Origin of the sequence: Naumannella cuiyingiana (assembly GCF_013408305.1) — a bacterium.
GTDB classification, from domain to species: Bacteria; Actinomycetota; Actinomycetes; order Propionibacteriales; family Propionibacteriaceae; genus Naumannella; species Naumannella cuiyingiana.
On the sequence record NZ_JACBZS010000001.1, the window covers coordinates 1,621,256 to 1,636,350 of the forward strand.

The window sequence follows — 15,095 nt, forward strand, 5'->3', positions numbered from 1 at the left end:
CCGCCTCGCCATGTGAGCAGCACCGCCGCCGCGACACCTCTGACCTAGCGTGGCGCCCATGCAGATCGACTGGATCTCGGCGTTCGTCGATGTCCCGGCTGCCGCGCACCAGCGGGCGGCCGGTTTCTGGTGCGCCGTGACGGGCGGGGAGCTGTCCCCGGCGCGCGGCGATCACGGGCAGTTCGCGACCATCGAGCCCGCGCAGGGCGATGCGTACCTGCGGGTGCAGAACACCGGCACCGGCGGACTCGGCGTACACCTTGACCTGCAGGTCGCCGACCGTTCGGCCGCGGTCTCGCGGGCGGTCGAACTGGGCGGGCGCGAGCACACCGACTACGGCGACGTGTTGGTGATGACCTCGCCCGGCGGGATGCGCTTCTGCCTGGTCGAGCCCGCCGGCGCGGCGGTGGCGCCGCCCGCCCGGGACTGGGGCGGGCACAGCAGCGCGGTGGACCAGGTGTGCATCGACATCGCGCCCGAGCTGCACGAGGCCGAGTCGGCGTTCTGGGCAGGCCTGACCGGCTGGGCGCACACCCCGGGCCGCGTCCGGACCGAGTTCTCCCGGCTGGCGTCGCCGGACCAGCCGCTGCAACTGCTGCTGCAGCGCCTCGACGAACCCACGCCGCTCACCCGCGCGCATCTCGACCTCGGCTGCTCCGATGTCGAGGCCGAGACCGCCCGGCACCTGCGGCTCGGCGCGAAGCTGGTCCGGCGCACCGAACACTGGACCGTGCTGACCGCGCCGGGCGGACACGAGTACTGCCTGACCGATCGGCCGCCGCGCGTTGGTTAACGTTGGGGGGTGAGTCTCCCCGTCAAGCGCGCCCTGATCACCGGCGGCACCTCCGGCATCGGCGCCGCCTTCGCCCGCATCCTCGCCGCCCGCGGCGTCAACCTGGTCCTCGTCGCCCGCGACGTGAAGCGGCTGGTCGCGATGCAGGAGGAGCTGTCGGCCGAGTTCGGGGTCGAGGTGGAGGCGCTGCCCGCCGACCTGACGGACCGGCGCGCGGTCAGCGCGGTGGCCGACCGGATCGAGGACACCAGCACCAGCCCCGTGGACATGCTGGTGAACAACGCCGGCTTCGGGCTGGCGGGTGATCTGATCACCCCCGACCAGCAGTTGCACGACGAGGCCTTCGAGGTGATGATCCGCGCGGTGATGGTGCTCAGCGGCGCCGCAGCCCGCCAGCTCCGGACGAACGGCGGCGGCGTGATCGTCAACGTCTCCTCGACCGCCGGCTGGATCACGCTGGGCAACTACTCCGCGATCAAGGCGTGGGTGACGACCTATACCGAGGCGCTCGCCAACCAGTTGCGCGGGACCGGGGTGACCGCGACCGCGCTGGCACCGGGCTGGGTGCGTACCGAGTTCCACGAGCGCGCCGGGCTGAATGCCTCGAAGCTGCCCGATGCGGTCTGGATCGACGTCGACCGCCTGGTCACCGAATGCCTGCGCGATGCCGCCGCAGGCAAGGTGGTCTCGATCCCGACGCCACAGTGGGCGGCCGCGATCCAGCTCGCGCGCCTGCTCCCCCGCCCCGTGGTCCGCTGGGTGTCGCGCCAGCTCAGTTCCGGCCGGGACTGAGGGCGGGCACAGGCCGTTCGTGTCCGCGGTCGGCCCGGCGCAGCGATCTCGCTAGTGTTGGGCCGTGCAATCCCGGCAGCGCTACACCTCGAGCCTCCATGCTGCCTCCCGTTTCGTCGGCCAACACCTGCTGCTCAAGCCGGTGCTGCGCGCGTTGACGAAGGTACGCATCCACGGGCGCGAGCGGCTCAGCGGACTGCAGGGGGCCTACATCGTGGTGTCCAACCACTCCAGCCACCTCGACGCGCCACTGCTGATCACGAGCCTGCCCTACCGGCTGTCGCGGCTGCTGGCGACCGGCGTGGCGATGGACTACTTCTACTCCTCCAAGATCCGCCAGTTGCCGACGGCGCTGGTGTTCAACTCCTACCCGATCGACCGCTCCGGCAGCGGCGCCCACCGGGGCCTGTCGGGCGAGCTGCTCGGCGACGGCGTACCGCTGTTGATCTTTCCCGAGGGAACCCGGTCGAAGACCGGCCGGATGGCGCGTTTTCTGCCGGGCGCGGCCAGCCTCGCGATCAGCAATGACGTGCCGGTGATCCCGACCGCGCTGGTCGGCGCGGGCGCCGCAATGCCGCGCGGGACCAGTTGGCCCAAGCGCGGCCGGCCGTCCATCGATGTGGTCTTCGGTACGCCGATGCTCCCCGGGCCCGGCGAGAGCGCGCGTCAGTTCAGCGAGCGGGTCCGCGCGGCGGTGGCCGAACTGCACGACGCGAAGGCGCTCGAGGTCGGGAAACCGACGCTGGAGGCGTACGCTCGCGGGGAAGTGTCGCTGCGCGAGGAGCAGCCGCCGAAGGCGGTCGCCTCACCGGACAGCGAGAACGAGGAACCGATCAATCCAGGAGAGCTGACATGACCGGCGTCAAGCACATGAAGTGGTGGGGCTGGGGTGTCGACGGCATCGCCTTCCACCACGAGGACAAGCCTCGGCTGGCCCCGTTCGTGCTGGACAAGGTCGGGCTCGACATCACCACCCCGGGCCGGCGCTCGCTGCAGCTCGAGGATCTGACCATCCCGCCGAGCCGGCTCAGTGATCAACTCCGCGCGACGCTGACCAAGATCGTGGGCCAGGCGAATGTGGTCGACGACGATCTTGATCGCGTGGTGCACACCAAGGGCAAGAGCGTGCGCGACCTGATCCGGGTACGCCGCGGCGAGCTCGGCCGGGTGCCGGACGTGATCGTCTACCCGGGGAGCCACGAGGAGGTCCAGGAGATCGTCGATGCATGCGTCGACGCCGATGCGGTGCTGATCCCGTTCGGCGGCGGCTCGAACATCGCCGGGTCGCTGGAGGTGCCGCTGGAGGAGAATCGGCAGATCGTCTCGGTCGACCTCGGCCGGCTGAACAAGGTCTTGTCGATCGACGACGAGGCGGGGCTGGCGACCATCCAGGCCGGCGCGCTCGGGCCGGACCTGGAGGAGCAGTTGGGCCGGCGCGGTTGGACCCTCGGGCACTTCCCGGACTCGTTCTCCCACTCCACCCTGGGCGGCTGGATCGCGACCCGCTCGTCGGGGATGCAGTCGGACAAGTACGGCGACATCGCCGAGATCACCCGCGGCCTGAAGATGGCGATGCCCGGCGAGACGCTGGAGTTGCGGCCGCTGCCGAGCACCTCCACCGGGCCGAGCGTGCGGGAGATGGTGCTGGGCTCCGAGGGCCGGCTCGGCGTGATCACCGAGGCCACGGTGCAGGTGCACCGGCTGCCCGAGGTGCGCGAGATCCAGGCGTACTTCTTCCCCTCCTTCGCCGCCGGGCTGAAGGCCATGCACGACATCACCCGGTCCGAGGCGAATGTCACCGTCTCCCGGGTCTCCGACGAGCGCGAGACGGCGTTCTCCTTCGCCACCCAGAAGAAGTCCGGCGGGGTGTCGAAACTGGTCACGGCCGGGCTGATGCGGGTGCTGAAGGCGCGTGGCTGGGACCTTGATCAGATCTGCCTGTCCTTCGTCGGATTCGAGGGCTCCAAGGGCCATGTCGCCCGCCAGAAGGGCATCGTCAAGGAGATCATCTCCGAGCACGGCGGAATGAACGTCGGCACCGGCCCGGGTCAGCTCTATGACCAGAAGAAGTTCGACACCCCCTACATCCGCGACTTCCTGCTCGATCGCGGCGCGGCCGCCGACGTGTCGGAGACGGCGGCACCGTGGTCGAAGCTGAAGCCCCTGTATGACAACGTGATCGAGGCCGCGGAGAACGCGCTCGCCGAGGTCGACCGTTCCGGCTACATCATGTGCCACCTGTCGCACTCCTACCACGCGGGCGCGTGTTTGTACTTCACCTTCGCCATCGCCGACGACTCCCCCGAGGTGCTGGAGCGCTATGACGTGGTCAAGCGCGCCATCCAACAGACCTTCATCGATTCCGGCGGTACGCTCTCCCACCACCACGGCGTCGGCGTCGAGCACTCGCCGTGGATGGAACAAGATCTCTCCCCGGCCGGCATGAAGATCATCGGGGAGCTGTTCGCCGGCGTGGATCCCAAGCAGAACCTCAATCCGGGCAAGGTCGTGCACACCGGCCGGCCGGGCGTCTCGGTGCTCTCGAAGCAGCCGGAGGACTGAGCGCCGGATCGATCGATCATGGACCTCGCGGAGGCGGTGGACCGGCTCTACGGCGCGGAGCTGACCGACTTCGTCGGGGTACGCGACGCGCTGGCCAGGCAGGCCAGGGCCGACGGCGACCGCGAGCTGGCGACATCGATCAAGGCGCTGCGCAAGCCGACCCGGTCGGCCTGGCTGGTGAACCGGTGGGCACGGGCCGCCCCGGAGGAGGTCGACGAGCTGGCCGGGCTCGCCGAGCTGCTGGCGCAGGCGCACCGCACCCTGGCCCCGGATGATCTTCGCGCGCTGACCCGGCAGCGCAACCAGTTGATCAACGCGCTGACGCGCAAGATCGCCGGCGGCGCGGTCTCCGCCGCGATCCAGGCCGAGATCGGGCAGATCCTGACCGGCGCGCTGACCGACGCCGCGCTGGCCGACCGGTTGCGCACCGGCACCGTGCTGCAGGCGGTCCCCGCCTCCGGCTTCGGGACGCTGGATCTCGGCGGCGACGCGCGGGTGATCCCGCTGCGGCCCCGGACCGAGCGGCAGGCCGGCGGCGCCCGGCGTGGGCGGACAGACGACACGGCCGATGCGCAGGCGAGGGCGGCCGAGCAGGCCCGGCAGCGGGCGCTCGCCGAGGCGCAGGAGGCCGCCGATCGCGTCATGGCCGAGCTGGCGGCAGCGCGGGAGCGCGCGCAGGAGGCGGCGGCCGAGCTGGCCGCGGCCGAGGGCGCCGTGGCTGCCGCGGACGAGGCGGTCGAGGCCGCGGAGGCCGAGCTCACCCGGGCCCGCGCCGGCCGCAAGGACGCGGGCAGGCGGCGTACCCGCGCGAGCGATGCCGCTGACCAGGCGAGCGCGGCGGTCGCGTCCGCCGAGGCGGCCGCCGACGACGCCCGCGCGACGCTGGAGCGTCTCATCGGCCAGAGCGACTGACCGGCGGGCCGCCCGGCTCGACAGGAGTTCTTAGGTGTGGCTAACCTTCGCCGCATGCTGAATCGCCGCTCGTTGTTGTTCTCGCTCGGCCTGGCCGCCGTCGCGGCCGGCACCGCCGGGTGCTCGGCCCCGGCGCCCGCCGCGCCCGCCGACGACAGCTACTCGCACACGCTCACCGGATACGGCGGCAAGACCGTCACGCTGCCGCGCGCGCCGCAGCGGGTGGTCACGGACTTCTACTCGCTCGCGGCGATGGCGCCGTACGGGATCCGGCCGGTCGGGGCCTGGGGCTACGGGCTCGCCGACGACACCTCGCTCGGCGGGGCGTCGATCGAGGGCGTGCCGATCGTCGGCAAGGACGCCGAGTTCAACCTCGAGACGCTGGCCGGTCTCACCCCGGACGTGCTGATCGGATTCGGCAATGCCGACGGCACCGGGTGGACGTGGTGGGAGGAGCCCGTCGCGGAGCAGGCCACGGCCATCGCCCCGTTCATGCCGATCGAGATGCGTGGACGCGGTGTGGACGAGCTGATCGGGGAGTACGCCGAACTGGCGCGTTCCCTGGGCGGCGCCGTCGACACCCCCGAGCTCGCCCGGGCCCGCGACGACTACGCGGCCGCCCAGGAGCGGATCCGCGGCCTCGCCGCCGACAAGCAACTCACGGTCCTGCCGCTGTCGATCGGCGCCGACACCAACTATGTCGGCGTGAACCAGGCCCAGCTCCAACTGCTCGGTGCGTGCGGCGTGCGGTTCACCGAGTACCCGGTCGAGGGCGACAGCGCGTGGGCGGAGGTGAGCTGGGAGAATCTCGCCGGCGACGAGTCCGACCTGATCATGGTGCTCGACGGCTACCCGGCGGAGGCGGAGAAGAATCCGGTCTTCGGCGATCTGGCGGCGATCCGGGCGGGGCAGCGTACCCCCTGGAACGACAAGCGGCCCTATCACCACGCGAACTACGCCGCCTGGCTCAACCAGTTCGCCGACGCCTACACCGCCGCCCGTCCCCTGACCTGACCACACGGGCGGTTGCCGCCCGCGTCAAGATTTCGTCAAGATCACGGCGCCGGTCGCCAAGAACCCGTCAAGAACCCCCGCGTAACGGTCCACGCGGGTGTGTCCTGACGGACGTGTTCGATGCACTGTTCCTGATCATCCTGATCGCGTTCTTCGCCACCGTCGCCACCCTCGCCACGGTTCGTGGAGCCCGGCCGTGACCGACCTCCTCGCCATCGAGAACATCGCGGGCCTGGTGATCGCCGCGGCGCTCTTGTGCTACCTGCTCCATTCACTGGTCTTCCCCGACCGCTACTGAGGACCGACCATGACCCCGACCGCCGCCGGCGCGCTGCAGGCCGGCCTCTTGATCATGCTCATCGCCGCCTGTCACGACCCGGTGGGCCGGCTGCTGTACGCCACCGCCACCGGCGAGCGCCACCTCCGCGTCGAGCGGGTGATCTACCGCCTGATCGGCGTCGATCCGCGTGCCGAGCAGAATGCCCGCAACTATCTGCTGGCCGTGCTCGGCTTCAGCCTCGCGGGCGTCCTGCTGCTGTACGCCATGCTGCGGCTCCAGGCGTACCTGCCGATGAGCCTGGACCGTCCCGGCTTCGAACCCGACGGCGCGTTCAACACCGCGATCTCGTTCGTCACCAATACCAACTGGCAGTGGTACTCGGGCGACTCCGCCCTCGGACACACGGTGCAGATGGCGGGCCTCTCGGTCCAGAACTTCCTCTCCGGCGCGGTCGGCATCTGCGTCGCGTTCGTACTGGTACGCGGATTCGCCCGGGGCGGCACCGAGCAGCTCGGCAATTTCTGGGTCGACCTGACCCGGGTCACGCTGCGCGTGCTGCTGCCGCTGTCGATCATCGTCGCCGTGCTCTTCCTGCTGGGCGGCGCGGTGCAGAACTTCGCCGCGCCGGTACCGGTCGACACCCTGAACGGCGGCCAGCAGCTCATCCCCGGCGGCCCGGTCGCGTCCCAGGAGGCGATCAAGCAGCTCGGCACCAATGGCGGCGGCTTCTACAACGCCAATGCCGCACATCCCTTCGAGAATCCCAATCCGGCGACCAACCTGCTGTCGATCTGGGCGCTGCTGGTGATCCCGTTCTCGCTGCCCCATGCCTTCGGCAAGATGGTCGGCGACCGCCGCCAGGGGATCGCGACCACCGCGATCATGGGTACGCTCTGGCTCGGCTCGGTGATCATCATCACCGCCTCCGAGATCGCCGGCCGCGGCACGGCACCCGTCGCCGCCGGCGGCGCGCTGGAGGGCAAGGAGGCCCGCTTCGGCGAATGGGCCTCCGCGCTCTACGCCGCCTCCACCACCGGCACGTCGACCGGCGCCGTGAACGCGATGCACGACTCGTTCACCGCCGCGGGCGGCGGGATGGCCATGCTGAACATGATGCTCGGCGAGGTCTCCCCCGGCGGCGTCGGCACCGGCCTGTACTCGATGCTGATGATCGCGGTGCTGACCGTCTTCCTGGCGGGCCTGATGGTCGGCCGCAGCCCGGAGTACCTCGGCAAGCGGATCGGCCGCGACGATATCACCCTGGTCGCGCTTGCCATGTTGGCGATGCCGTTCGCGCTGCTGGTCGGCGCGGCGATCTCGATCATGAACCCGAGCGGTCTGGACTCGCTGGCCAATACCGGGCCGCACGGCCTGTCGGAGATGCTCTACGGGTACGCCTCGGCCGCCAACAACAACGGCTCGGCCTTCGCTGGCCTGAGCGCGGGCACGCCGCTGCTGAACACGGGCCTCGGTCTGGCCATGCTGATCGGGCGGTTCGTGCCGATCGCCTGCGTGCTGTTGCTGGCCGGCCGGCTGGCCGCCCAGCCGCGTACCGAGGCCAACGCCGGGACGTTCCCGACCCACGGCCCGCTGTTCGTCTCGCTGGCGACGTTCGTGGTGATCGTCGTCGCCGGGCTCACCTTCTTCCCGGCGCTCGCGCTGGGCCCGATCGCGGAGGCACTCGCATGAACACCCGTACCGACACCGGCCCCACCCGCACCGGCCCCACCCGCACCGGCCCGCGCGCCTCGCTGCCCGATCCGGCCGGCGGCGCCCGGGCGGGCGCGCAGGGTCCGACCCGCGGCGGGTTCGGCTCCGAGGTGATCATCGCGGCCATCCCGGGGGCGTTCCGTCGGCTCGACCCGCGACACCTTCTGCGCCAACCGGTGCTGTTCGTGGTCTGGGTTGGCTCGGTGCTCGCCACCGTCCTCACCGTGCTGCACCCGAGCGTGTTCTCGGTCGGCCTGGTGATCTGGCTGTGGGCGACCGTGCTGTTCGCCAATCTCGCCGAGGCGATCGCCGAGGGCCGCGGGAAGGCCCAGGCGGCCAGCCTGCGCGCCGCCCGGACCGATGCCGTGGCGCGCCGGCTGACCGACGGCATCGAGGAGTCGGTGCCCGCTTCCGCGCTGTCGCGCGGCGACCTGGTCGTCGTCGAGGCCGGCGAGGTGATCCCGGGCGACGGCGATGTCGTCGAGGGCGTCGCCAGCGTCGACGAGTCCGCGATCACCGGCGAGTCGGCCCCGGTGATCCGCGAGTCCGGCGGCGACCGTTCCGCGGTCACCGGCGGCACCCGGGTGCTCTCGGACCGGATCGTGGTCAAGATCACCCAGCAGCCCGGGGAATCCTTCCTGGACAAGATGATCGCCCTGGTCGAGGGGGCCGATCGGCGGCGTACTCCCAACGAGGTCGCGCTGACCATCGTGTTGTCGGCGCTGACCATCATCTTCTTGCTGGCCGTCGTCACCCTGCAGGCGTTCGCCGTCTACTCCGGCGGGCAGCAGCAGGTGATCGTGCTGGTGGCGCTGCTGGTCTGCCTCATCCCGACCACCATCGGCGCCCTGCTGTCGGCCATCGGCATCGCCGGCATGGACCGGCTGGTCCGTCGCAATGTGCTCGCCATGTCCGGCCGTGCCGTCGAGGCCGCCGGCGATGTCGGCGTACTGCTGCTGGACAAGACCGGCACCATCACCCACGGCAACCGGCAGGCCCGCGAGATCACCCCCGTCCGCGGCGTCGAGGTCGCCGACCTGGCCGCGGCGGCACGGTTGTCGTCGCTGGCGGACGAGACGCCCGAGGGCCGCTCGATCGTCGACCTGGTCGCCGCCGACCACGGCGCGCTCGGCGATGCACCGCCCGGCTGCGCGTTCGTCGCCTTCACCGCGCAGACCCGGATGAGCGGGGTCGACCTCCCCGGCGGGGGGTGCATCCGCAAGGGCGCGGCGAGCGCCTGCGTCGCATGGGTACGCGCCACCGGCGGCACCGTGGGCGACGACATCACCGAGGCGGTCGACCGGGTCGCTGCTGTCGGCGGTACGCCGCTGGTGGTCGCCGAACAGCCCGCCGACGGGCCGGCCCGCTGCCTGGGCGTGATCTTCCTCGCCGATGTGGTCAAGGACGGCATCTCCGAGCGCTTCGACGCGCTCCGCGCGATGGGCATCCGGACGGTGATGATCACCGGCGACAACCGCCGCACGGCCGCCCACATCGCCGCCGAGGCGGGAGTCGACGACTTCCTCGCCGAGGCCAGGCCGGAGGACAAGGTGGCCCTGATCACCGCCGAACAGGCCAAGGGGCATCTGGTGGCGATGGCCGGTGACGGCACCAACGACGCGCCGGCGCTGGCCCGGGCCGATGTCGGTGTCGCGATGAACACCGGCACCACCGCGGCCAAGGAGGCCGGCAACATGGTCGATCTCGATTCCGACCCGACCAAGCTGATCGAGACGGTCGAGATCGGCAAGCAGTTGCTGATGACCCGGGGCGCCCTGACGACCTTCTCCATCGCCAACGATGTCGCGAAGTACTTCGCGATCATCCCCGCCATGTTCGCCGCCGTGTTTCCCCAGCTCGCCGTGCTGAACATCATGGGGCTGTCCTCGCCGAGCTCGGCGATCCTGTCCGCGGTGATCTTCAACGCGCTGATCATCGTGGCCCTGATCCCGTTGGCGCTGAAGGGGGTACGCTCGCGCGCCCGCTCGGCCGCCGATCTGCTGCGGCGCAATCTGCTGATCTATGGCGTCGGCGGCCTGATCGCCCCGTTCATCGGGATCAAGCTGATCGATCTCGTCGTCTCGCTCCTCGTTTGATCCCCACACCGCCAAGGAACTGATCATGTCTGCCCTTTCTCGCCACACCTTCGCCGGGCTCCGCGCGCTGGCCGTCTTCACGCTGCTGCTCGGCATCGGCTACCCGTTGCTCGTCTTCGGCATCGGCCAGGTCGCCGCCCCCTGGCAGGCGGGCGGGTCGCTGGTCAGCGCCGGCGGGCGGCCGGTCGGTTCGGCGCTGATCGGGCAGACCTTCGACCAGCCGGGACAACTGTGGGGCCGGCCCTCGGCCGCCGGCGACGGCTATGACGCCCAGTCCTCCGGCGGCAGCAATCTCGGCCCGAACGACGCCGGCCTGACCGAGGAGATCGCGGCGCGCCGGGCGTACCTCGCCGAGGTCAACGGGGTGCTGCCCGAGCAGGTCCCCGCCGACGCCGTGACCGCCTCCGGCTCTGGGCTCGACCCGCACATCTCCCCCGCCTACGCCGAGATCCAGGTCGAGCGGATCGCCCGCGCCCGCGGGGTGACCGGGCTGCAGGTGCGAGCGGCGATCGCCGAGGCGACCGATGACCGGCTGCTCGGCTTCCTCGGTCAGCCCACGGTGAACGTGGTGCAGGCCAATCTGGCGCTGGACCGGCTGTCCTAGGCTGGCTCCTTGTGACGGGAGGCGACCGCCGGGGCGAGCTGCGGGTCCTGCTCGGGGCCGCCCCGGGTGTGGGCAAGACCTACGCGATGCTGAACGAGGGCCGGCGGCGCGCCGCCCGCGGCACCGACGTGGTGGTCGGGTTCGTCGAGACCCATGGCCGGGCCCGCACGGCCGAGCAGGTGGCGGGGCTGGAGGTGATCGCGCGCCGGACCGTCGCCCACCGCGGCGCGGAGTTCACCGAGATGGATGTCGACGCGATCCTCGCCCGCGAGCCGCAGGTGGTGCTGGTCGACGAGCTGGCCCACACGAATGTGCCCGGGTCGCGGCACGCGCGCCGCTGCGCCGATGTCGAGGAACTGCTCGCGGCGGGCATCGACGTGATCACCACCGTGAACGTGCAGCACCTGGAGTCCCTGAACGATGTGGTCGAGTCGATCACCGGCATCCGACAGAACGAGACCGTGCCGGATGCCGTGGTCCGGGCCGCCGACCAGATCGAGCTCGTCGACATGGCGCCGGAGGCGCTGCGCCGCCGGATGGCGCACGGCAATGTCTACCCGGCCGAGCGCGTCGATGCCGCGCTGCACAACTATTTCCGGCCGGGCAACCTGGCCGCGCTGCGGGAGCTGGCGCTGCTCTGGGTGGCCGATCGGGTCGATGCCGGGCTGGCCCGCTACCGGACCGAGCACCGGATCGACGCGCCCTGGCCGACCCGGGACCGGGTGGTCGTCGCGCTCTCCGGCGGACCCGAGGGTGCGGCGCTGATCCGCCGCGGCGCGCGTACCGCGGGGAAGGGCGTGGGCGGCGAGCTGCACGCCGTCTACGTTGCCCGCAGCGACGGGCTGGCCCACCGCGATTCCCGGGCCCTGCATGATCAGCGGGCGCTGGTCGAGGACCTCGCCGGCACCTTCCACACCTTGACCGGCGACGATCCGGCCGAGGCGGTGCTGGAGTACGCCCGGAGCGTGAACGCCACCTCGATCGTGGTCGGACAGTCGCGCCGCCGGTCCTGGCAGCGGCTCGTCCGGACGCCGGTCAGTGCCCGCATCGTCGGCGGCTCGGGCGACATCGACTGTCAGATTGTCACCCACGACTGGGTGGGCAGCGGGGCGAATCCCACGCCCCGCCAGCTCAGCCTGCGGCGGCGGTTGATCGGCGCCGTGCTTGCCGTGGTCCTGCCGGTGCTGCTGACGGCCTTCTTCGCCGCCTCCCCCGCGCTGCAGGGCCACCAGGTGTCGCTGGTCAGCTTCCTCGCCGCGACGGTGCTGGTCGCGCTGGTCGGCGGGCTGGTGCCGGCGATCGTCGCGGCGCTGCTGAGCAGCATGTTGATCAACTTCTTCTTCACCGATCCGCGCTACACCCTGACCATCGCCGATCCGTTGAATGTGGCCGGGCTGATCATCTTCGTCGTGGTGGCGGTCGCGGTCTCGCTGGTGGTCGGCGGTGCGGCACGACGGGCCCGGCAGGCCGCCGAGGCCAGGGCCGAGGCCGACACGCTGCTGGCGCTGACCACCGACACCCTGCGACCCGAGGCGTCGGTCTCCTCGGTGCTGGCCCGGATCCAGGAGACCTTCCGGCAGCGGGTCGTGCTGTTGCGCCATCGCGACAGCGACACCGCACCCTGGGTGGTGGAGGCGCGGGCGGGCGGCACCGCCGAGGGGGCGCCGGACACCGAGCTGGCACTGGACGACCGGCGCTCGTTCGCGCTGCACGGCCGCGGGTTGACCCCGGCCGAGCAGCGGGTGCTGACCGCATTCGGCAACCAGGTGATGGCCCAGTTGGAGCGCCACGACCTCGCCGCCGAGGCCGGCCAGGCCCGCGAGCTGGCCGCCCGGAACGCCTTCCAGACCTCGCTGCTGGCCGCGGTCTCACACGATCTGCGGACCCCGCTGGCCTCGATCAAGGCGGGCCTCGGCGGCGTCCTGGCCGAGGACGTGGACCTGCCCGAACACCACCGCCGCGAGTTGTTGATCATGGCCGACGAGAGCGCGGACCGACTGTCGCGGTTGATCGGGAATCTGCTCGACATGACCCGCCTGCAGACCCAGGAGATGGCGGTGCAGCGCCGCCGCGTACTGGTCGACGAGGTGTTGCGCGGCGCGCTCGCCGGCGCGGATGCGGATGCCGTCTCGGTGGACCAGCGCGGCCAGTTGCTGCTGATCGACACCGACCGGGGGCTCGCCGAGCGGATCCTCGCCAATGTGGTGGACAATGCGGTACGCCATCAGCCACCCGGGCAGCCGGTCCGCGTCGACATCGCCGCGCTGCCCGAACAAGATCGCGTGGAGGTGCGGGTGATCGATCATGGTCCGGGCGTCAGCGCCGATGTCCGCGGACGGATGTTCCGGGCATTCCAGCGCGCCGGCGATGCGCCGGCCGGGTCGGGCCTCGGGCTCGGGTTGGCCGTCGCCGCCGGATTCGCCGACGCGGTCGGCGCCCGGATCCAGGCCGAGGACACACCGGGCGGCGGGCTGACGATGATCATCTCGTTCCCGGCAGGGCAGGCCCGATGACGGAGCCCACCCCAAGGATCCTGGTGGTCGACGACGAGCCGTCGCTCAGCCGGGCACTGAAGATCAACCTCTCCGCCCGCGGCTATCAGGTGATCACGGCCGCCGACGCGGGCGCCGCGCTGCGCGCGATGGCCGATGCGCACGTCGATCTGGTACTGCTCGATCTGGGCCTGCCCGATGCCGACGGGATGGAGGTGCTCGCGGGCATCCGGGGCTGGTCGAGCGTACCGATCATCGTGTTGTCCGCGCGGCAGGCGGCCGACGACAAGGTCGAGGCGCTGGACGCCGGCGCCGACGACTATGTGACGAAGCCGTTCGAGCTGACCGAGCTGCTGGCCCGGATCCGGGCCGGGCTGCGCCACCGCCGCGAGGCGCCCGCCGAACCCGTGCTGAGCGCGGGCGAGCTGCGGATCGACCTGGCCCGCTCGATCGTCGAACGGTCGGGTACGCCCGTGCGGCTCACCCCGACCGAGTGGCGGCTGCTGGAGATCTTGGCCCGGCACCCCGACACGCTGGTCAGCCAGGCGCGGCTGCTCGCCGAGGTCTGGGGCCCGGGGTATGAGAAGGAGACGCACTACCTGCGTACCTATTTCGCCACCCTGCGCCGCAAGCTCGAGGCCGACCCCGCCCGTCCCGTGCACCTGATCACCGAGCCCGGGCTCGGCTACCGGCTGGTCACCGGGCGCGCGGCCGCAGGCGACGCGTGAGTCACAGGCCGTAGACGGCCACGGCATTCTCCCGGCCGATCAACGCCAGCACCCGTCGGGCGTCGGCGAGCTCCCACTCCCCCGCGTCGACGAATCCCGCGAGCACGGCCGCCATCCCGCGCCGCCACAACCGCGCACCCAACAGGTGCAACTCGGGCAGCCCGAAGGCATCGGAGGAATAGAGCTGCTTGCCGAACGGTGCCACCTCGAGCGATTCCGCGATCACGGCCCGGCTCGCCGCACCGGAGTGGGTGATCGCCAACCCGACATCGAAGTAGACCGATCCGAAGACCTCGGCCAGATAGCCCGCCTGCCGGTGATAGGGGTAGTTGTGCAGCAACATGATCGGTACGCCCGATCCCTCGACCGCTCGCAGCCACGGAGTCAGCAGCAACGGGTCGGCCAGCCGAAGATCAAGATCGGCATCGCCGTAGCCGCAGTGCAGTTGCAACGGCCGCCCCGCATCGATCGCCCACCACTGCAACTGCCGCAGCAGGACCGGGTCCGTCAGCCGCCCGGCGCCGGCCGCGGCGTACCGGTCCAGGGCGGCCAGCAATGCCGCGCGCGACGGGCGCTCGGCGGGCACGTCGAAGCCCGAGCGGTACGCCATCACGCTCTTGAACGCGATCGCATCCGTCTCGGCCAGCGCCGCCGGAAAGCGATCCAGGAAGTCGCTCGGGCTCGGGTCCTCCGCGAGCAGGTCCTCGGCCAGGGCCTCCAGCCGCAGCACCTCGGCCACCCGCTGCCCGGTCAGCGCCGCCATCTCCTCGATGCCCAACAGGCCGGCGGCGGCGAAGCCGGTGTCGATCAGCAGCGTGTCGGTCCCGGCGGCGGCAAGCAGCCGCCGGGCCACCTCGGTCTCCCCGAGCGCCACCCGCGCGGCGAGGTACGCCTCGGCATCCGCCGACGGCTCCAGCCCGAGCAGCGGCGCGCACCACCGACGAACCGCGAAGCCCAGTTGCGTGTCGAACCCGTTGCCGCCGGCCCGCTCGGTCAGCAGCTCCTCGAACTCCGCGCGGTCCGGAGCCTTCCGCAGCGCACCGTGCACATGATGATCGACCAGCGGCAGGCTCTCCGCGTACTCGGCCAGCGTTTCGGCGGCGTTCATGATC

At 71.4% G+C, this 15,095-nt stretch carries 13 protein-coding genes; 12 read left to right on the top strand and 1 reads right to left on the bottom strand.

The window, feature by feature from the left end:
* Positions 1–58 precede the first annotated feature (58 nt).
* The 12 genes from GGQ54_RS07495 (at position 59) to GGQ54_RS07550 (ending at position 13,983) form a co-directional block, all read left to right on the top strand.
* On the top strand, positions 59–793 hold the full coding sequence (locus tag GGQ54_RS07495) for a VOC family protein (RefSeq protein ID WP_179444824.1): 735 nt from the start codon (positions 59–61) through the stop codon (positions 791–793).
* Between the two features lie 9 nt (positions 794–802).
* Positions 803–1,585, top strand: coding sequence for an SDR family NAD(P)-dependent oxidoreductase (locus tag GGQ54_RS07500; RefSeq protein ID WP_343045889.1), 783 nt, complete (start codon positions 803–805; stop codon positions 1,583–1,585).
* A 64-nt stretch (positions 1,586–1,649) separates the two neighbouring features.
* On the top strand, positions 1,650–2,441 hold the full coding sequence (locus tag GGQ54_RS07505) for a 1-acyl-sn-glycerol-3-phosphate acyltransferase (RefSeq protein ID WP_179444825.1): 792 nt from the start codon (positions 1,650–1,652) through the stop codon (positions 2,439–2,441).
* Positions 2,438–4,147 carry an FAD-binding oxidoreductase gene (locus tag GGQ54_RS07510; protein ID WP_179444826.1) on the top strand — a complete coding sequence of 570 codons (1,710 nt, stop codon included), beginning with the start codon at positions 2,438–2,440 and terminating at the stop codon, positions 4,145–4,147. Before GGQ54_RS07505 ends, GGQ54_RS07510 begins: the two co-directional genes overlap by 4 nt.
* 18 nt (positions 4,148–4,165) lie before the next feature.
* Positions 4,166–5,059 (top strand): hypothetical protein, encoded by an 894-nt coding sequence (locus GGQ54_RS07515; protein WP_179444827.1) that lies wholly within the window; start codon positions 4,166–4,168, stop codon positions 5,057–5,059.
* 54 nt (positions 5,060–5,113) lie between these two features.
* On the top strand, positions 5,114–6,073 hold the full coding sequence (locus GGQ54_RS07520) for an ABC transporter substrate-binding protein (RefSeq protein ID WP_179444828.1): 960 nt from the start codon (positions 5,114–5,116) through the stop codon (positions 6,071–6,073).
* Positions 6,074–6,269: 196 nt separating this feature from the next.
* Positions 6,270–6,371 carry a potassium-transporting ATPase subunit F gene (locus tag GGQ54_RS17605; protein ID WP_179444829.1) on the top strand — a complete coding sequence of 34 codons (102 nt, stop codon included), beginning with the start codon at positions 6,270–6,272 and terminating at the stop codon, positions 6,369–6,371.
* 9 nt (positions 6,372–6,380) lie between these two features.
* A complete protein-coding gene (gene kdpA / locus GGQ54_RS07530) occupies positions 6,381–8,042 on the top strand; it encodes a potassium-transporting ATPase subunit KdpA (protein ID WP_179444830.1) in 1,662 nt (553 codons plus the stop codon).
* A complete protein-coding gene (gene kdpB, locus GGQ54_RS07535; RefSeq protein ID WP_179444831.1) occupies positions 8,039–10,159 on the top strand; it encodes a potassium-transporting ATPase subunit KdpB in 2,121 nt (706 codons plus the stop codon). Before kdpA ends, kdpB begins: the two co-directional genes overlap by 4 nt.
* A gap of 19 nt (positions 10,160–10,178) precedes the next feature.
* The gene (gene kdpC, locus GGQ54_RS07540) at positions 10,179–10,763 is read left to right on the top strand and encodes a K(+)-transporting ATPase subunit C (protein WP_218844070.1); all 585 of its coding nucleotides are present in this window, start codon (positions 10,179–10,181) and stop codon (positions 10,761–10,763) included.
* Positions 10,764–10,774: 11 nt separating this feature from the next.
* Positions 10,775–13,276, top strand: a complete 2,502-nt coding sequence (locus GGQ54_RS07545; protein WP_343045890.1) for a DUF4118 domain-containing protein — start codon at positions 10,775–10,777, stop codon at positions 13,274–13,276.
* Positions 13,273–13,983: a response regulator gene (locus tag GGQ54_RS07550; RefSeq protein WP_179444833.1), complete on the top strand. Its 711-nt coding sequence runs from the start codon at positions 13,273–13,275 to the stop codon at positions 13,981–13,983. Before GGQ54_RS07545 ends, GGQ54_RS07550 begins: the two co-directional genes overlap by 4 nt.
* Position 13,984: 1 nt before the next feature.
* On the opposite strand, the gene GGQ54_RS07555 is transcribed toward GGQ54_RS07550, so the two are convergent.
* Entirely contained in the window at positions 13,985–15,091 is a 1,107-nt protein-coding gene (locus tag GGQ54_RS07555; RefSeq protein ID WP_179444834.1) for an amidohydrolase family protein, read from the bottom strand.
* Positions 15,092–15,095 lie beyond the last annotated feature (4 nt).

Coding starts and splice junctions, on each gene's coding strand:
- GGQ54_RS07495 (WP_179444824.1), top strand. CDS start 59: ATGCAGATCGACTGGATCTCGGCGTTCGTCGATGTCCCGGCTGCCGCG.
- GGQ54_RS07510 (WP_179444826.1), top strand. CDS start 2,438: ATGACCGGCGTCAAGCACATGAAGTGGTGGGGCTGGGGTGTCGACGGC.
- GGQ54_RS07515 (WP_179444827.1), top strand. CDS start 4,166: ATGGACCTCGCGGAGGCGGTGGACCGGCTCTACGGCGCGGAGCTGACC.
- GGQ54_RS07520 (WP_179444828.1), top strand. CDS start 5,114: ATGCTGAATCGCCGCTCGTTGTTGTTCTCGCTCGGCCTGGCCGCCGTC.
- kdpA (WP_179444830.1), top strand. CDS start 6,381: ATGACCCCGACCGCCGCCGGCGCGCTGCAGGCCGGCCTCTTGATCATG.
- kdpB (WP_179444831.1), top strand. CDS start 8,039: ATGAACACCCGTACCGACACCGGCCCCACCCGCACCGGCCCCACCCGC.
- GGQ54_RS07550 (WP_179444833.1), top strand. CDS start 13,273: ATGACGGAGCCCACCCCAAGGATCCTGGTGGTCGACGACGAGCCGTCG.
- GGQ54_RS07555 (WP_179444834.1), bottom strand. CDS start 15,091: ATGAACGCCGCCGAAACGCTGGCCGAGTACGCGGAGAGCCTGCCGCTG.